17 protein-coding genes are annotated in these 16,569 nt (G+C 68.4%); 6 read left to right on the forward strand and 11 right to left on the reverse strand.

All coding sequences use genetic code 11. From position 1 onward, the window contains the following. Window positions 1–21: 21 nt before the first annotated feature. Complete coding sequence (gene nrdR / locus A5752_RS21565; protein ID WP_067090211.1) at window positions 22–492, reverse strand: transcriptional regulator NrdR; 471 nt, start codon at window positions 490–492, stop codon at window positions 22–24. 159 nt (window positions 493–651) lie between these two features. Further along, window positions 652–1,104 carry a LysM peptidoglycan-binding domain-containing protein gene (locus A5752_RS21570; RefSeq protein ID WP_067090213.1) on the reverse strand — a complete coding sequence of 151 codons (453 nt, stop codon included), beginning with the start codon at window positions 1,102–1,104 and terminating at the stop codon, window positions 652–654. A gap of 209 nt (window positions 1,105–1,313) precedes the next feature. Between A5752_RS21570 and lexA the strand changes: the two genes are divergently transcribed. Beyond that, a complete protein-coding gene (gene lexA / locus A5752_RS21575; RefSeq protein WP_067089946.1) occupies window positions 1,314–2,009 on the forward strand; it encodes a transcriptional repressor LexA in 696 nt (231 codons plus the stop codon). Here the strand turns inward: lexA and A5752_RS21580 are convergent. Continuing rightward, entirely contained in the window at window positions 2,006–4,090 is a 2,085-nt protein-coding gene (locus tag A5752_RS21580) for a sunset domain-containing protein (RefSeq protein WP_067089949.1), read from the reverse strand. The genes lexA and A5752_RS21580 overlap by 4 nt on opposite strands. Window positions 4,091–4,504: 414 nt before the next feature. On the opposite strand from A5752_RS21580, the gene A5752_RS21585 reads away from it, so the two are divergent. The 3 genes from A5752_RS21585 (at window position 4,505) to mbp1 (ending at window position 7,657) form a co-directional block, all read left to right on the forward strand. Continuing rightward, on the forward strand, window positions 4,505–6,793 hold the full coding sequence (locus tag A5752_RS21585; RefSeq protein WP_067089952.1) for a molybdopterin guanine dinucleotide-containing S/N-oxide reductase: 2,289 nt from the start codon (window positions 4,505–4,507) through the stop codon (window positions 6,791–6,793). Next, window positions 6,790–7,293, forward strand: coding sequence for a hypothetical protein (locus A5752_RS21590; RefSeq protein ID WP_067089955.1), 504 nt, complete (start codon window positions 6,790–6,792; stop codon window positions 7,291–7,293). The genes A5752_RS21585 and A5752_RS21590 overlap by 4 nt, the downstream gene beginning before the upstream one ends. Window positions 7,294–7,414: 121 nt before the next feature. Next, complete coding sequence (gene mbp1 / locus A5752_RS21595) at window positions 7,415–7,657, forward strand: microaggregate-binding protein 1 (RefSeq protein ID WP_067089958.1); 243 nt, start codon at window positions 7,415–7,417, stop codon at window positions 7,655–7,657. 72 nt (window positions 7,658–7,729) lie between these two features. On the opposite strand, the gene hflX is transcribed toward mbp1, so the two are convergent. The 5 genes from hflX to A5752_RS21620 are packed head-to-tail and all read right to left on the reverse strand — an operon-like array spanning window position 7,730 to window position 12,574. Continuing rightward, a complete protein-coding gene (gene hflX / locus A5752_RS21600) occupies window positions 7,730–9,145 on the reverse strand; it encodes a GTPase HflX (protein WP_156614080.1) in 1,416 nt (471 codons plus the stop codon). Between the two features lie 45 nt (window positions 9,146–9,190). After that, window positions 9,191–10,063, reverse strand: coding sequence for a diaminopimelate epimerase (gene dapF, locus A5752_RS21605; protein ID WP_067089963.1), 873 nt, complete (start codon window positions 10,061–10,063; stop codon window positions 9,191–9,193). A 4-nt stretch (window positions 10,064–10,067) separates the two neighbouring features. Next, window positions 10,068–10,976 carry a tRNA (adenosine(37)-N6)-dimethylallyltransferase MiaA gene (gene miaA / locus A5752_RS21610; RefSeq protein ID WP_067089966.1) on the reverse strand — a complete coding sequence of 303 codons (909 nt, stop codon included), beginning with the start codon at window positions 10,974–10,976 and terminating at the stop codon, window positions 10,068–10,070. 13 nt (window positions 10,977–10,989) lie between these two features. Continuing rightward, complete coding sequence (locus tag A5752_RS21615; protein ID WP_067090215.1) at window positions 10,990–11,679, reverse strand: class III extradiol ring-cleavage dioxygenase family protein; 690 nt, start codon at window positions 11,677–11,679, stop codon at window positions 10,990–10,992. A gap of 10 nt (window positions 11,680–11,689) precedes the next feature. Beyond that, entirely contained in the window at window positions 11,690–12,574 is an 885-nt protein-coding gene (locus A5752_RS21620; RefSeq protein WP_067089969.1) for a DMT family transporter, read from the reverse strand. A gap of 161 nt (window positions 12,575–12,735) precedes the next feature. Between A5752_RS21620 and A5752_RS21625 the strand changes: the two genes are divergently transcribed. Further along, on the forward strand, window positions 12,736–14,067 hold the full coding sequence (locus A5752_RS21625; RefSeq protein ID WP_067089972.1) for a DUF349 domain-containing protein: 1,332 nt from the start codon (window positions 12,736–12,738) through the stop codon (window positions 14,065–14,067). A gap of 4 nt (window positions 14,068–14,071) precedes the next feature. On the opposite strand, the gene A5752_RS21630 is transcribed toward A5752_RS21625, so the two are convergent. Next, window positions 14,072–14,485, reverse strand: coding sequence for a lipoprotein LpqH (locus A5752_RS21630; protein ID WP_064402425.1), 414 nt, complete (start codon window positions 14,483–14,485; stop codon window positions 14,072–14,074). 143 nt (window positions 14,486–14,628) lie between these two features. Here A5752_RS21630 and A5752_RS21635 point away from each other — a divergent pair, with 143 nt between their 5' ends. After that, complete coding sequence (locus A5752_RS21635) at window positions 14,629–15,066, forward strand: lipoprotein LpqH (protein WP_064402426.1); 438 nt, start codon at window positions 14,629–14,631, stop codon at window positions 15,064–15,066. Here A5752_RS21635 and A5752_RS21640 read toward each other — a convergent pair. Together A5752_RS21640 and A5752_RS21645 are read right to left on the reverse strand one after the other, a co-directional pair. Beyond that, window positions 15,063–16,142, reverse strand: coding sequence for a S1C family serine protease (locus A5752_RS21640; RefSeq protein WP_231744884.1), 1,080 nt, complete (start codon window positions 16,140–16,142; stop codon window positions 15,063–15,065). The two genes, A5752_RS21635 and A5752_RS21640, sit on opposite strands and share 4 nt — an antisense overlap. A 92-nt stretch (window positions 16,143–16,234) precedes the next feature. Next, the gene (locus A5752_RS21645) at window positions 16,235–16,561 is read right to left on the reverse strand and encodes a hypothetical protein (RefSeq protein WP_231744885.1); all 327 of its coding nucleotides are present in this window, start codon (window positions 16,559–16,561) and stop codon (window positions 16,235–16,237) included. Window positions 16,562–16,569: the final 8 nt, after the last annotated feature.

A 16,569-nucleotide genomic window follows, 5' to 3' on the forward strand; every position in this document is an offset into this window, starting at 1 on the left:
TTGTTAGACAACCCGGTCGGCTCAGCTGGCCGTGGGTTGCGGCGAGTTTCGATGCGCCCGCAGGTCCTCGATCTCCCGCTCGAAGTCCTCGGCCGACGTGAACCCGCGATACACCGAGGCGAAGCGCAGGTAGGCGACCTCGTCGAGATCGCGCAGCGGCCCGAGGATGGCGAGGCCGACTTCGTGGCTGGGCACCTCGGGCGATCCCGAGGCGCGCACGGCGTCCTCAACCTGCTGGGCCAGCAGGTTTAACGCGTCCTCGTCGACCTGGCTGCCCTGGCAGGCCCGGCGCACTCCTTTGATGACCTTCTCGCGGCTGAACGGCTCGGTGACGCCGCTGCGCTTGACGACGGCCAGGACGGCGGTCTCCACCGTGGTGAACCGACGACCGCATTCCGGACAGGACCGTCGGCGCCGGATGGCCTGGCCCTCATCGGTTTCACGCGAGTCCACCACGCGCGAATCCGGGTGACGACAGAACGGACAGTGCATCACCGCTCCTTCGCCGCGCCAACAAACGACCAACTCGAACCTCTCCGAGCGTACCTGCGAGGGGTTGCGATGGCCCAGCACCGCGCTGAACGGCACGTAGTCGAGCGATCTGTCGGTGAACACGTCTGCGCACCAAGTCGTTTGCCGGCGACCCTGACGTCAGCCGACCGGGGCGATCAGCGTCTGCCCGGCATCGACCGACGACGAGTCGAGCTGGTTGAGCTCGCGGATCCGGTCCATCACCTGGCCCACAGGAGCGTCGGGCGCCACCCGCAGCGCCACCTGCTGCAGACTCTCCCCTGACTGGACCTGCACCACCGCGAGCCGGCTCGGCACCGCGGCCGAGGTGGTCCCCACCACGCCGCCGAACTGTGCGACGAGGCCGAGCCACACCGTGATTCCCGCCGCCACCAGGGACAGCAGCACCGTGGTGACCGGGGTGATCGGCCGACGCCGGTGCGAAGCACGCGACATCATCACGCCGGTTCCGCGATAACGCACCGCGGCCCCTGCCGGTCGGACCGTAGAGGGCCGCCGACGGGCGCGAACCGGCCGGTAACCGGTGCTGACCACGCGTGTGGGCTGAAATTCGTGGGTGTCGAGAACGGTCATCTTCCTGCCTTCCGGTCCGCTGCCTTCGCTCCTGTGTTCGAACATACTCGATCACATGTTCGAAAGATAGAACGTGTGATCGAACTGTTGTGAAACGATAAATCGGCCCACCGACAAAAAATCGCCATGGAATCGCGCAGGCCGCACCGGGGCGACACGCCTCGAACAAATGTTTGATTAATCGGATGTCGCGGGTTACATTCGGCGGCATGGACTCGAGCAGCGATAACCCGGAAGGCGCCGGCGGGGCCCGAACCCTGGACCCGGGGCTCACCGAACGCCAGCGCACCATCCTCGACGTGATCCGCGCCTCGGTCACCAGTCGCGGCTATCCCCCGAGCATCAGGGAGATCGGCGACGCGGTCGGATTGACCTCCACCTCTTCGGTCGCCCACCAACTGCGCACGTTGGAGCGCAAGGGCTATCTGCGCCGCGACCCCAACCGACCGCGCGCCGTCGACGTCCGCGGTGCCGACGACCACGTGACGCCGATCGTCGGCACCGATGTCGCCGGCTCCGACGCGCTACCGGAGCCGACGTTCGTGCCTGTGCTGGGACGCATCGCCGCCGGCGGGCCGATCCTGGCCGAGGAGGCCGTCGAGGACGTCTTCCCGCTGCCGCGCGAACTGGTCGGCGAAGGCTCGCTGTTCCTGCTCAAGGTCGTCGGCGACTCCATGGTGGACGCCGCGATCTGCGACGGCGACTGGGTGGTCGTGCGTCAGCAGAACGTCGCCGACAACGGCGACATCGTGGCCGCGATGATCGACGGCGAAGCCACGGTCAAGACGTTCAAACGCACGCGCGGCCAGGTCTGGCTGATGCCGCACAATCCGGCGTTCGATCCGATCCCCGGTAACGACGCCGCGGTGCTGGGCAAGGTCGTCACCGTCATCCGGAAGATCTAGTCGGCTCGGACGAATCCGTTCGTCCGGGCGAATTCCTCACTCGAGAACCAGATCTCGGCGTCTACCTCGTCGTAGTCGGCGGCGGTGGGCAGCCAGTAGCGACCCGACTGGGTGTCCGCCTTGATCGGATATCCCTCGGGCGCCTCCCCTGAATCGCCGACCGGTAACCGGAAGGCCGGGCTGGGTACCTCGGGCTCGTCGATGACGATCCTTGCGTGGCGGCCCGTGTCGGTCAGCGAATCCCGTTGTCGCGGTGCGGGTTCACTTGGCTCGGCCGGGACATCGACGTCTTCGGCGACATCGAGGTCTTCGGCCGCGGTATCGAATTCGTCGGGCTCCTCGTGCTCGCCGGTCGTCTCGTCGGGGTCGGCAGTCAGACGCCCCGCGGCGATCGCGGCTTCCTCCGAAGCCGGAATGCGTGTGGGCGCGGTGTCGACGTTGTCGGGGTTCTCCTCGTCTTCAGCGATGCCGGCCAATTCCGATGGCTCGCCGAAGCCCTGGGACGGCGCCTCCCATGGGCTACCCGGCGAGTCGGCCGACTCCCCCGGTGCGGAAAGCGCGCCCAAACCCTCTGTGGCGTACCGATCACCGAACATCGCGGCCGACGGATCGCCACGGTTGGACAGTTGATCGTCCGAACCCGGTGTGGCGTAGGCGTGTTCGGCGTCGGAGCCGTACGTGTCGTCGTACCGGCCGTCGACCGCTCCCGGGCGATCGACATCCGGGCGGCGCCTGTTGCGCATCGTCGCGAACGCGACCAGGCCGACCAGCACGATCACCGGCACGATCGCCAGCAGCCACCACCAGCTGAAGGTGAACCAGTTCCTGTCTCCGCCGGAATCCGAGGAGCGTTGAGTGCCCGGCGTTTCGGACTTCTGCTCGGCAGGCACCTCGAGGCCGGCCAGCTCCCCGGCGAGATTGGGTGGTTCTGTGCTGAACTCGCCGGTCTTGCGATTCCAGGAGACGACCCCACCGCTGAACCGCTGCGTGACGACGTCACCCTTCTCGGTCTGGTCTGCCATCGGCGCGCCGAGCGTGCCCTCCGCGCCGTCGAGCTTGTCCCAGGCCGCACTCATCGCACCGCGCACCAGTACCGCGCCGTAGTCGGGCGTCCAGAAGATCACCGGCTTGTCGTCGGCGGCGAAACGGGACATGCGGCTGGCGGTGGACAATCCGCCGTCGCTCTCGCTGGAGACCGGGAACCCGAGGTCTCCTTCGGGGCCGCCGAGGCTCTCGTACTTGGCCAGGACCTGACCGGTGACGACCCGCGCGCCTGTCTGCGGGCTGTAGAAGATCTTGCCGCCGGCGAAGTTCTGGCCCAGGCCATCCTTGCCGATCGGATACGCGGGCCCCTCCGCGGCGCCCAACGGCCCCAGTGGGCCGCCTGCCGCACGGCGCGCCGCGTTGATCGCGGAAGTGGCATCACCCGGTACCTGCAGGTCCGCCAACTGTCCCGCGAGATCGGGCGGCACGGTGGTGAACTTCTTGTCGCGAGTGTTGTAGGTGATCTCGCCGCCCGTGAACTTTTGGGTGACGAGATCACCGCGGTACGACTCGTCGTCGGCAGGCACACCAAGCGTCCCGGTGGACCCGCCCAACTTGTCCCACGCGGCGTTGATCGGTCCGCGGACGACCCGCGCGCCGGTGTCGGGCGTCCAGAAGATCACCGGATTGTCACTGGCGCTGAACGTGACGTTGAAGCTGCCCGGGGCGCGCCCGGGGCCGTCGTCCATGGTGGGGAATCCGAGGTCGCTGTCGGCGGGGCCGCCGAACGATTCGTACTTCTCCAGGATCGCACCCCGCATGACGTGAGCGCCGGTATCGGGGGTGAAGAAGATCTTGCCGCCGGCGAAGTTCTGCGCGAATCCGTCGCCCACTTCGTACACGTCGCCCTGCCGTGGGCCCAGGGGGCCGCCGTCTCCGCCGCTGGCGTCGAACGCCGCCGTGATCGCGGCGTTGGCCGCATCGGATTCCGGCGACGCGCTCACCACCGGCGCCAGCAGTAATGCGACGGCGCCCACGAGCAGACCGATCGCCATTCGACCCAACACCGAGGTGCCCCGGCTGTTCTGCCCGATCATTCGACCTCCCGGGTCGGCACGAAATTTCGCTCGAAGAATTCGCACCCGTCCTCTATCTGTCGTCAGACGCCAATAACCAACGAACACGCCGATCTTGGGAAGAAAATACCTGCCGATACTCCATTCGCTGTGGATAACCCCGCCGTGCCGCCCGGATTAATCGCGGCGCCACCAAGGCTATTTGCATCCACAACGGTCGTGACGGCATCGCAAATAGTTTGCACACCGCAGACGAGAATGACGGACGGCCGCCGAGTATTTACCCAAATATCGGTAGCCACCAGGCAATGTCTGCGCCGATCGATGCGACCTGCGCGCGCGATTGCGGCACTAATGACATTCGCTATCGCTGGGGCGGTTCACGCCGACCCGGCCGTTTCCGAGCCGCAGGTCGCCCGCACCTAAACTGACGCCATGCCCGCCCCGGTCAGCCTGACGCACTGGGGAGCCTTCGCCGCCGAGATGCGAGACGGCGACATCGCCGCGGTCAGTCCGTTCGAGGGCGACGCCGACCCCTCACCTCTGCTGGGCAATCTGCCCGGATCTCTTCGACATCGGGCACGGATAGCGACACCCGCCGTTCGGCGGGGTTGGTTGCGCGGCGGGCCGGGTCCGACCACGCGTCGCGGGAACGACGAATTCGTGGCCGTCACATGGGACGAGTTGACCGAACTGCTCGCCGATGAATTGCGCCGCGTCGTCGATTCGCACGGAAACGAGGCGATATTCGGCGGCTCGTACGGCTGGTCCAGTGCAGGCCGGTTCCACCACGCCCAGAGCCAGGTGCACCGGTTTTTGAACCTCCTTGGCGGATACACGTTTTCCCGGCACTCCTACAGCCTCGGTGCCACAGGGGTGATCATGCCGCGCGTCGTCGGCACGCACGACGACCTGTTCAAGCGGTCGACCTCCTGGGAGGTCATCGTCGAGCACACCGAACTCCTCGTGTGCTTCGGTGGGTTGTCGCTGAAGAACACGTCGATCAACCACGGCGGCACCACCACCGCCCATCCGGCGCGAGATGCGCTGCGGCGGTACCGCGCCCGTGGCGGACAGATCTTGTCGTTCTCACCGCTGCGCGACGACGTCGACGGAGACTGCGAATGGTTCGCGCCGGTGCCCGGGACCGATGTGGCGATCATGCTGGCGCTCGCATACGTACTCGCGACCGAGAGACTCGCCGACCGAAACTTTCTGAGCACGTATTGCACCGGTTACGAACGTTTCGAGCGGTATCTACTCGGGGCCGACGACGGTGTGCCGAAGACTCCGCGGTGGGCGTCGGCGATCTCCGGCATCGCCGCCGACGACATCGCCCAATTGGCTCGGCGAATGTCCGAGCACCGCACGATCGTCACTGTCAGCTGGTCGCTGCAGCGAGTGCGGTACGGCGAACAAGCGCCGTGGATGGGCTTGACGCTGGCTGCGATGCTGGGGCAGATCGGCCTTCCCGGCGGCGGTTTCGGGCACGGCTACGGCTCGATGAACGAACCCGGCCTGCCACCGCTGCGGTGCCGACTGCCGAGGCTGCCGCAGGGCATCAACCCCGTACGGTCGTTCATCCCCGTGGCCGCAATCAGCGATCTGTTGTTGCGCCCCGGCGAACAGTTCGACTACAACGGCCAGCGGCTTGTCTACCCCGACATCCGGTTGGTGTACTGGGCGGGCGGAAACCCGTTCCACCACCACCAGAACATCCCCCGGCTGCGGCGGGCCCTGGGTCGTGTCGACACCCTGGTGGTGCACGAACCGTATTGGACCGCAATGGCCAAACACGCCGACATCGTCGTGCCGTCGACGACGTCGTTCGAGCGTGACGACTTCTCGGGGTCCCGCAACGACCCGATGCTGATGGCGATGCCAAAACTGGCCGAGCCATACGCCGAATCACGCGATGACTACACGACTTTCGCTGCGCTGGCAGATCGACTGGGTTTCGGCGATCGATTCACCGAGGGTCGCACGGCGTGGCAGTGGCTGGCCCACATGTACGACAAGTGGGCGACTGAACTGGATTTCGGCGTGCCGAGCTTCGACGAGTTCTGGAGCCGCGGGCGGTTACGGCTACCCGTCGAGAAGGGATTGACCCTGCTGGCGGACTTCCGCGCCGATCCGGTCGCCCACCGACTCGGCACCCCCAGCGGACTGATCGAGATCTTCTCCGCCGACATCGACGGATTCGGCTATGCCGACTGCGCGGGACACCCGAAATGGCATGAGCCCGCCGAATGGCTGGGCGGCCCACGGGCGACCGACTATCCCCTACACCTGCTGGCCAATCAACCGGCATCTCGGCTCCACGGTCAGTTGGACGGCGGTGAGGTCAGCCGGAAATCGAAAGTCGCGGAGCGCGAACCCATCCGGATGCACCCGCGCGACGCCGCCGACCGTGGCCTCACCGACGGTGATGTGGTGCGGGTGTTCAACGATCGCGGTGCGTGCCTGGCCGGATTGGTGATCGACGATCGCCTGCGGCCCGACGTCGTGCAGTTGGCGACGGGCGCCTGGTTCGATCCCGTCGACCCCGTCGACCCGGACTCCATGTGCGCCCACGGAAATCCCAACGTGCTCACCGACGATGCGGGCACTTCGTCGCTTGCGCACGGTTGCACCGGTGCGCATGTGCTGGTGCAGGTGGAGAAATACACCGGCACGCTGCCGCCGGTGCGGGCTCACGAACCGCCGGTGATCGGTCCGAGATGACCGACGTTCTCGAGATCCGTGAGCGGGGACGAACGCTCACGTTCACCTTCGAGGACATCAATCGTTACCACGGCGGCCATTCCCCCGCCGGCGTCGCGATCGCGTTCAAGGCCATGCAACTCGGGTTTTCCGTCGTGAGCCCGGGCAATCCGCCTGAACGCCGATCCGTCGTGGTGCGCACCGCGTTTCGCGGACCGGGCGCCCGCGACGCCTTCGAGGCGGTGACGCGCGGCGTCACCGACGACCGCTACGTCGTCGACCGTTCCCTGGTGCGAAGTGACCGCGGCCGCCTGCTCGAAGACTTCGTTTTCGTCGTCGAGCACGCCGGCAGTACGGCCACACTGCTGCTGCGCGACGGGTTCGTCACCGACGAGTTCGTCGACCTGGCCCGTGCCGCAAACCGGACGCCACCGCAGGAAGAGCGGCTCGACCGCTTGAAAGCGCAACTCGCGCAGCAGGTGATGGCGGTGCCCGCTACTGAGGTCTTCGAACTCGGCTAGCGCCGCGCACAATCCGGGCCCGCTGTGAGGTGCCTCACCGGCGCATCGTTTGTCCGATTAGCGAAACGGCGTTTCGGGTATTGGACCGTCACACCGTTCGACCGGCAAGGAGGAAGCCGCAGTGTCCGACAAGAACAACAGTGGGCCCGAAGAGGCCGTCAAGGGCGTCGTTGAGGGCGTGAAGGGCAAGGCCAAAGAGGTTTTGGGCGCCGTTGCCGGCCGAGACGACCTGTACCGCGAGGGTCAGGCCCAGCAGGACAAGGCAGACGCGCAGCGCAACGCCGCGCAGAAGGAAGCCGAGGCCGAAAGCGCGCGGGCCGCGGCCAAGACGGCCGAGAAGCGTCAAGAGGCCGAGCAGGAGTAACAAACACCGTCGCGAGAGGCGCAGGGGTCGAGGACCTCTGCGCCTCTTCGCTGCTCGTGGACGCTCGAAACGTCAGAACGTCGCGTATTCACGCAGCGCCGCCGCCAGCGGAACCGGCACCCTGGCCTTGATCCTGGTGCCCTCGGCGGTGTGCTCGGTGGCGTCGATGCGGCCGTCGGCGTGCACGCGGTTGACGAGATCGCCGCGCTCGTACGGGATTGTCACGTCGACAACCGTGTCGGTCGGCGTGATCAGCTCGGCCATTCGCTGCTGCAGGCGCTCCAATCCCTCCCCGGTGCGCGCCGAGACGAATACCGCATCGGCCAGCGCGCGGCGCAACTGCGCCAGCGTCAGACCGTCGGCAGCGTCGATCTTGTTGACCACCAACAGTTCCGGCGCCCGAGTGCCGTCGTGCTCAGCTATCACCTCGTTGACGACCGTGCGCACGGCGTTGATTTGCGCGAGTGGATTGGCGTCCGATCCGTCGACGACGTGGACCAGCAGGTCGGCGTCGACGACCTCCTCCAGTGTGGAGCGGAACGCCTCGACCAACTGTGTCGGCAGGTGGCGGACGAACCCGACCGTATCGGTCAGCACGAACGGCCTTCCGTCGGCGAATTCGCCTCGGCGCGTTGTGGGTTCGAGCGTTGCGAACAACGCGTTCTCCACCAGGACGCCGGCACCGGTGAGCGCGTTGAGCAGACTGGACTTACCCGCGTTGGTGTAACCGACGATCGCGACCGAGGGCACCTCGCTGCGCCGCCTGCCGCTGCGCTGCGTGTCACGGATCTTCTTCATGTCCTTGATCTCGCGGCGCAGCTTCGACATCCGCTCGCGGATGCGACGGCGATCGGTCTCGATCTTCGTCTCACCGGGACCGCGCGTGCCCACCCCGCCGCCGGCGCCGCCTGCGCGGCCGCCCGCCTGACGGGACATCGACTCACCCCAGCCACGCAGCCGGGGCAACATGTACTCCATCTGGGCCAAGGTGACCTGCGCCTTGCCCTCCCGGCTGGTCGCATGCTGGGCGAAGATGTCGAGGATCAGCGCGGTGCGGTCGATGACCTTGACCTTGACCGCCTTCTCCAAGGCCGTCAGCTGGGCGGGGCTGAGCTCACCGTCGCAGATCACGGTGTCGGCACCCGTCGCGAGCACGATCTCGCGGAGCTCGGCGGCCTTGCCCGAGCCGATGTAAGTGGAAGCGTCCGGCTTGTCGCGGCGCTGGATCACACCTTCGAGAACCTCCGAACCCGCAGTCTCGGCCAGCGCGGCCAGTTCGGCCAGGCTCGCCTCGGCGTCGGCCGCGCTTCCTTCGGTCCACACCCCGACCAGCACCACGCGTTCCAGGCGGAGTTGGCGGTATTCGACCTCGGAGACGTCGGCGAGCTCGGTCGACAAACCGGCCACACGGCGCAGCGCCGTGCGGTCTTCGAGGGCCAGCTCACCCGCGCTCGGGGTGTTGCGAATAGGAGAATCGGGATACGTCATAGGCGAATAAAGATTCGCACGGAGATCACTTTTCATGCACCCCAATTAACGTTGAGCAACGCTCCACCATTCCTCGGACAACTCCCCGTGCGCCACCAGGATCGACGGGCCGCGCAGAAAACTGCTGGCCTCGGTGACGGTGACCGAGACCTCGCCGCCCGGAATCCGGACGTCGAGGCTTCCCGTGGCGGCACCGGAGTACGCCAGCGCGGCGACCGCGGCCGCGACGGTGCCCGTCCCGCACGACCGGGTCTCGCCGACGCCGCGTTCGTGCACACGCATGGACACCGCGCCGTCGACGGGCGCGGTCAGCACTTCGATGTTCACGCCCTCCGGGAACTGGGTGGTGTCGAAGGACACCGGCGCCCCGACGTCCAGCGCGGACAGCTCCTCGGGTGTCAGGTCGGGATCGACGCACGCCAGGTGGGGGTTGCCGACGTCGACGGCCAGGCCCGCGAACGGCCTGCCGCCGACGATCGCCTCGCCGGTGCCCAGCTGGTTCACCTTGCCCATCTCGACGGCGACGTCGGCGCTTGTCGAATCCCAGTGGTGCAGCACCACCGGCCGCGGCCCGGCAAGCGACCCGACGACGAATTCGTCGCGGCTCTCCAGGCCGCTGGCCCGCAGGTAGTGCGCGAACACCCGAACCCCGTTGCCGCACATCTGCGCGATCGATCCGTCGGCGTTGCGGTAGTCCATGTACCAGTTCTCGCCCGCAACGCCCTCCGGCAGTTGTTCGAACAGCCCGGCCCGCTGCGCTGCCGCCGCAGTGGTCACGCGCAGCACACCGTCGGCGCCCAGGCCGCGGCGCCGGTCGCACAGCGCCGTCACGACCGCCGGGGCAAGCGTCAGCTCGAAGTCGAGGTCGGGCAGCAGCACGAAATCGTTCTGCGTGCCGTGTCCCTTGGCGAACCTCACGTGTTCAGGGTACGTCCCGCCACACCCGCAGCGTCTCCTCGACGAGGCCCGAGCCGGCGCCGTCGAGCCACACGATGCGGTGGTCGCGGCGAAACCAGGACCGCTGCCGGCGCACGTAGCGGCGGGTGCCGACGAAGGTCGGCTCGCGCGCTGCGGACCCGTCGCCGCCGGCGTCGAGGTCGGCGAGCACCTGCGCGTAGCCCAGCGCCCGCGAGGCGGTGACCCCGTCGCGCAGCCCGCATCTCAACAGCGCGCGCACCTCGTCGACCAGTCCGTCGGCGAACATCTTGTCGGTGCGTTTCGCCAGGCGATTGTCGAGATGTGTTGTGTCCCAGTCCAGCCCGATGATGACGGTGTCCCAGCGCGGTGCGCCGATGGCGGGGAACGAGGCGGCGAACGGCTGACCGGTCAGTTCGACCACCTCGAGCGCGCGCACGATGCGCCGGCCGTCCGTCGGTTGAATGGAGGCGGCGGCATCGGCGTCCACGCGCGCCAGTTCCCCGTGCAGGGCGGTCGCCCCGATTTCGGCGAGCCGCTGCTCGAAGCGGGCACGAACGGCCGGATCGGTGGCCGGGAAGGTCCAGTTGTCGAGCAGCGATTGGACGTACATCATCGACCCGCCCACGACCACGGGGACCGCGCCGCGTTCGAGGATGGCTTCGATGTCGGCGGCGGCCGATTGCTGGTATCGGGCCACGCTCGCGGTCTCGGTCACCTCCCAGACGTCGAGCTGGTGGTGCGGGATTCCACGACGCTCGTCGACGGTCAACTTCGCGGTTCCGATGTCCATGCCGCGGTACATCTGCATGGCGTCGGCGTTCACGATCTCGCCGCCCACGCGCTCGGCGACGTCCAACGCCAGCGCCGATTTGCCGGTCCCGGTCGGTCCGATGACCGCGATCGGACGCGTCATCGTTGGCGTGCGCTCATCGCGGCTGCCAGAGGCCGGCGAAGTAGCCGACGCCGTAGGGTGCGCCGCGGTACAGCTCCTTGGCCGACCGGGGTCCGGTGCCGACGAGGCCGGCCAGCACCTGGTACGCGACCCGGCCGACCACGGCGTCGGGCAGCCGGGTGAGCGGTTCGGTCCGGCCACCGGCCAGCGCGTCGTCCAGCGCGGCTTGTACGGGGACGGAGTCGGGGTCGAAGCCTCCCGGCGCGGCCGGGGTCAGCGTGTTGGCGCCGTCGGCGACCACGACCACCCCGACGGCGTCACCGGCGTCGTCGATCTCGGCGCGTAACCGCTCGCCGCGGGCCAACGCGGCGTCGGCGCCGTGGTCATCGGCGAACACTCGCACCTCGACGGACGCGTCGGCGCGGGCCGCACCGCGCACCCAGCCGGCGATCAGCGCGCACAGCGGCAACGCGACCGGGTCGCTCGCGGCCTCCGAGGACAGCGTGACCTGCAGGTCGACGCCGTAACCGGCGAAGGTCCCGCTGTGGTGCGGACCGAAACTCTGATCCGAGCGCCCCACCCCGACGGCGATCCACCGCGCCGGGAGCCCCGCCACGGCCGTGAACACGGCGTCGCGCAGATCGGCCAGCTCGGGCGCGGGGCCTGCGGCGAGTTCGGGCACCATGACCGGTGCCGACGGGACGATCGCGATGGCGCTCAGCACGCCGTCCACGCTAATGCGGTGCGGGCTGGGCGGCGGTGGCGGCTTCACTGCGGGCCAGCGCGGCCGTCGAAATCACCATCACCCCCACCGCGATGATCAACGTGAGCAGTCCGGCCTCGCCCGGCCGCAGCATCTCGCCGAGCACGACGACGCCGAGCACCGACGCGACCACCGGTTCGGCCACGGTCATCGTCGGCAAGGACGCGGTCAACGATCCGGCCCGGAACGATGCCTGCTGCCACGCCGTGCCCGCCACCGCCACGGCCGCCCAGACGTAGAGCTCGGGGGTTCGCAGCACGGCTTCCAGCCCGTCGTCGAGACGGTCGACGACGCCCTTGGTCAGCACCGCGAACAGCCCCCACAGCGCGCCGGACACCAGCGCCAGCAGCACCGCGCTGACCGGCCCCTTCCAGAGGTTGGCGCCGATGACACACAGCACCAACGCCGGCCCCAACACCACGACCACCGCGGTCCAGGTCTCCCAGGAGGCCCGGGACTGGCCGGCGGTCGGGTTGCCGACGGTCACGATCACCGCCACCGATGCGGCCAGCAGCACCGCCCACATCCACTGCCACCGGGTCACCCTGCGATGCGAGAGCCGGGCGTTGATCGGCAGAGCGAACAGCAGCGAGGTGACCAGCAGCGCCTGGACCAGCAGCACCGAGCCCAGGCCGAGCGCGGCGGCCTGCAGCCCGAACCCGGCGGCGGCCACGAAACTCCCCAGCCACCACTGCCGGTCGCGCAGCAGCCGGGTGAACAGCTCGAGGTGGCCGACGGGTTCGTCGGTGACCTCGTGGGCCTGCCGCTGGTGGATAACGTCGCCGATCGCGATGAAAACGGCGGCGCCGAGCGCGAGGACGACGGCCAGATCCACCCCATCGCCGACACCGGCCATCGCAGTCCTTCCGTAGGTTGTCGCACGAGCCTAGGCAGGTCATCGCGGAAAGCTGTGCGCACGTGCCCCGGCGACCTGTTTCAATAGCGTCGGACAGCGAACAGGCGCCGCGTTGCGCGGCAGGTACGCGGCACGCCGCGGAGGGCACGAGGATTACGGACATGACGACCAGCCAGCCAGGGGGCCAGTCCTCCGCGCCGAAACCCGCTCCTCGGCCCGGGCCGCCGCGTCCGGGACCCGTGCCGCGGCCGGGCCGACCCATACCGCCGGTGGCCGCGCCGCCGTCGAGCGACCCGCATCGGTTCGGTCGCGTCGACCCTGACGGCACGGTGTGGCTGATCACCGGCTCGGGCGAACGGATCATCGGATCGTGGCAGGCCGGCGACACCGAGGCCGCCTACGCGCACTTCGGCAGGCGCTTCGACGATCTCCAAACCGAGGTCGCGCTGATGGAGAGCCGGCTCGAGTCCGGTACCGGGGACGCCCGCAAGATCAAGGCGGCCGCCCAGTCGCTGGTCGAGACCCTGCCGACGGCGCACGTGCTCGGCGACGTCGACGCGATCGCCGAACGTCTGCAGGCGATCATCAACCACGCCGACGAGACCGCTCAAGCCGAGAAGGCCCGGCGCGAGGAGTTGCGCGCCGCCCAGACCGCCCGCAAGGAGGCGCTGGCCGCCGAGGCCGAGGACATCGCCGCCAACTCCACCCAGTGGAAGGCAGCAGGCGACCGGCTGCGGGAAATCCTCGACGAGTGGCGCACGATCACCGGGCTGGACCGCAAAACCGATGACGCCCTGTGGAAGCGGTATTCGGCGGCGCGCGAACAGTTCAACCGCAGGCGCGGATCGCATTTCGCCGAACTCGACCGTGAACGTGCCGGTGCCCGGCAGGCCAAAGAGGCGCTGTGCCAGCGTGCCGAGGGGTTGGCCGACTCGACGGACTGGGGTCCCACGAGCGCGGCGTTCCGCGAACTGCTCAACGAATGGAAGGCGGCGGGCCGCGCGGCCGAAGACGTCGACGACGCGCTGTGGCAGCGGTTCAAGGCGGCCCAGGACAAGTTCTTCGGGGCCCGCAATGCCGCCAGCGCCGAGCGCGACGCCGAGTTTCGTGCCAACGCGGAGGCCAAGGAGGCGCTGCTGGCCGAGGCGGAGAAGATCGACACCTCCGATCTCGACGCGGCGCGCGCTGCGCTGCGGGTGATCGGCGACAAGTGGGACGCCATCGGCAAGGTGCCCCGCGAGCGCGGCGCCGATCTGGAACGGCGTCTGCGCGCCATCGAGAAGAAGGTCCGCGAGGCGCCGACGCACGGTGTGGATCCCGAGGCCCAGGCACGAGCCGACCAATTCCGGGTCCGCGCAGAGCAATACGAGCGTCAAGCGGAGAAGGCCGCGGCCGCCGGTCGCGACAAGGACGCCGCCGAGGCGCGGGCCAACGCGGAGCAGTGGCGGCAGTGGGCGGACGCGGCCGCCGAGGCGCTCGGCAAGACCCGCTGAACGCTCAGCAGTCGGTGGAGATCTCGAACGGCGCGGTGGTGCGTTCGCCCGGATCGTCGTGGAAGAACCCGACCGCGGTGCCGGTGATCGTGAACTTGCCGTCCACCAGGCTGGCTTCGGCCTCACCGGTGGTCTTGTCCCAAAAGCTGCCCGTGAACCCGCCCAGGTTGTTGATCTGCACCGATCGCGCGACGACCGGATCCCCGGTGCGAACCTGGGCGATCAGGCCGGGCGTCTGCTCGAGCGTCTCGAGATTCCACAGCCAGCCCACCTGGGTGCAATCGACGGGGTGCCCGCCGGCGTCCTTCCCGTCGATGCTCACGTGGACGAGGTGCTTGGCCAGCAGTTCCGGGCCCGACGCGCATCCCGTCGGGATCATCAGCACGGCTGCTGTTGCAACGGCAAATCGTTTGTCCATGGTGCCGCCTCGATGAACTCCCGGCTACTCGTCTTCGCCGGGCGTTGACATTCGCGTTCCCCACGGAGATTTGCTGTATACCTCCGGCGTATGGCCGGCAGCCATTGCGGGTATCACTTTGACCCGATCCCGAAGGTCCGGTCATGGTCGAAGATGTCAGCGTCGCGCGCACCGCGGCAGCGCTGTTGCTGACCGTAGGGCTCGCCGGCTGCTCTTCCGCACCGCCGGCTTCACCCGACCCCATGGGCGGCACCGCGACGGTGTCCATCAACTCGCATCCCACCGGTGATCGGTACTACGTCAGCTGCGCCAAGGTGAAGTGGCTGCTGACCATCGAAAGCGGGGACACCGACACGGGTTTCACGGCCATCGTCGATACGGACGACGGCCCCGACGCGCAGGTCGTCAAGATCCGCGACCTCGGCGGGTTCACCGGTTCCGCGTGGACGGGTGGCGTCGGTCAACTGCGGGCAACCCGCGACAACGGCCGAATCACGATCAGCGGCACCGGCTACGGGTACTTCGCCGACGACCCTCACCGCCCAGCGACAGCGGCCTTCGACATCACGGCCGGATGCTAGCCCGGTTGCGAGAGTGAGCCCGTGCGCGAACCGATCGTCACCGTCGTTTGTTCACGGTCACCCCCGCGCATGAACACCATCGATTGCTCGGACCCCGGCTGCGTCTGGCGCAAGCCACCCAGTAGGTCCTCGACAGAATGCACCGGCTTGCCGGCGAACTCGACGATCACGTCGCCGGGCCGAAGCCCCGCGAGGGCAGCCGGTGCGCCGGGATCGACGCTGGTCACCAACGCACCGCGGTCGACCTGCACACCCCGCAGCTGCTGGATCGCCGGGGTCAGCCGGCCCAGGGAGATACCGAGGTACGGGTGCGTGGCTTCGCCGTCGGCGAGGAGTTGATTCGCCACGTCGAGCACCGTTGCCGCGGGAATCGCGAACCCCAACGACACCGCGCCCACTGCCGGCGGAATGTACGCCTCGTTGATCCCCACGACCCGTCCCTCAGCGTCGAGCAAGGCGCCGCCGGAGTTACCCGGCGAGATGGGCGCGTCGGTCTGGATCAAATCCACCAACGACTGAGTTTTCGCCGCCGAGCCGGGGATGTCTCGGTGCAGACCCGAGATGACGCCGACGGTCACGGAGTTCTGGAACCCCAGCGGACTCCCGATTGCGACGGCGACCTCGCCGGGCCGGGGCAGATCTTCGCGGAACTGCGGCACCGGCATGTCCTGGCCTTGCGTGCGCACGACGGCCAGGTCGGTCACCTCGTCCGTGCCCACCACGACGCCGGGCGAACGTTCCTCGTCGGCGGTTATGACGGTCACTTCGCGGGCGTCGCCGACGACATGGGCATTGGTCACCACGACGTCGGGGCGTAGCACCACACCGCTGCCGACGCCGCCGTCGCGCTCGACGGTCACCACGCTCGGACTGACGCGTTCCACCAGATCGGCGTAGCCGGTGCGGTCCAGCGCCGAAGGCGGGGAAGTCTCGGTCAACGGCGTCGCTGCCGGGATCGGTGTCGACGCCGGAGTCGATGTCGACGCGTCCTGTGGATTGGACTGCAGCGTGCATCCGGCGACGGCGACGAGAGCTGCCGCGGCGGCCGCTCCGACACGAAAATGCCTGCCCTGCAAAGGTTTACCTCCTGAATTCAGTATGCACACGGCACGGATCGGCCGCCGGCGATAAGCAGCGGCTCGGACTGCCGAAGCGGTGCACGGGCCGGCTAGGGGGACCGCTTGGCTCGCTTCCAGCGGGCACCCAGCACGAGCGCGCCGGCGGCAGCAACGACACCGGCGCCCGCCAGCGTGATCGTCCATATCCGCCGATCTTCGAGATTCATCTGACACAGCCGCGTGAAGTCGGTGTCGGCGACCACCCCACCGGGAACCGGGATGTTGGCTGCGCTGCCGTCGTCGTGCGCGCGAGCGGCGGACAGGTCGGGCGCCACGGCGCTGCCGCACTCGATCGTCAGATTCTCGGGTGATGCCGAAACCGGAGTGAACAAGCCCGCGACGCCGACGATCGCCGCGACGACACCAACGAAAAGCACTATCCGAA

Source organism: Mycobacterium sp. 852002-51961_SCH5331710 (genome assembly GCF_001665535.1).
Taxonomy (GTDB): domain Bacteria; phylum Actinomycetota; class Actinomycetes; order Mycobacteriales; family Mycobacteriaceae; genus Mycobacterium.

Excerpts from the sequence above, each read along its gene's own strand:
- A5752_RS21580 (WP_067089949.1), bottom strand. The coding sequence starts at position 4,090 with ATGATCGGGCAGAACAGCCGGGGCACCTCGGTGTTGGGTCGAATGGCG.
- miaA (WP_067089966.1), bottom strand. The coding sequence starts at position 10,976 with ATGACGCGTCCGATCGCGGTCATCGGACCGACCGGGACCGGCAAATCG.
- hflX (WP_156614080.1), bottom strand. The coding sequence starts at position 9,145 with ATGACGTATCCCGATTCTCCTATTCGCAACACCCCGAGCGCGGGTGAG.
- nrdR (WP_067090211.1), bottom strand. The coding sequence starts at position 492 with ATGCACTGTCCGTTCTGTCGTCACCCGGATTCGCGCGTGGTGGACTCG.
- A5752_RS21625 (WP_067089972.1), top strand. The coding sequence starts at position 12,736 with ATGACGACCAGCCAGCCAGGGGGCCAGTCCTCCGCGCCGAAACCCGCT.
- A5752_RS21570 (WP_067090213.1), bottom strand. The coding sequence starts at position 1,104 with ATGACCGTTCTCGACACCCACGAATTTCAGCCCACACGCGTGGTCAGC.
- lexA (WP_067089946.1), top strand. The coding sequence starts at position 1,314 with ATGGACTCGAGCAGCGATAACCCGGAAGGCGCCGGCGGGGCCCGAACC.
- A5752_RS21590 (WP_067089955.1), top strand. The coding sequence starts at position 6,790 with ATGACCGACGTTCTCGAGATCCGTGAGCGGGGACGAACGCTCACGTTC.
- A5752_RS21635 (WP_064402426.1), top strand. The coding sequence starts at position 14,629 with ATGGTCGAAGATGTCAGCGTCGCGCGCACCGCGGCAGCGCTGTTGCTG.
- A5752_RS21630 (WP_064402425.1), bottom strand. The coding sequence starts at position 14,485 with ATGGACAAACGATTTGCCGTTGCAACAGCAGCCGTGCTGATGATCCCG.
- A5752_RS21620 (WP_067089969.1), bottom strand. The coding sequence starts at position 12,574 with ATGGCCGGTGTCGGCGATGGGGTGGATCTGGCCGTCGTCCTCGCGCTC.
- A5752_RS21585 (WP_067089952.1), top strand. The coding sequence starts at position 4,505 with ATGCCCGCCCCGGTCAGCCTGACGCACTGGGGAGCCTTCGCCGCCGAG.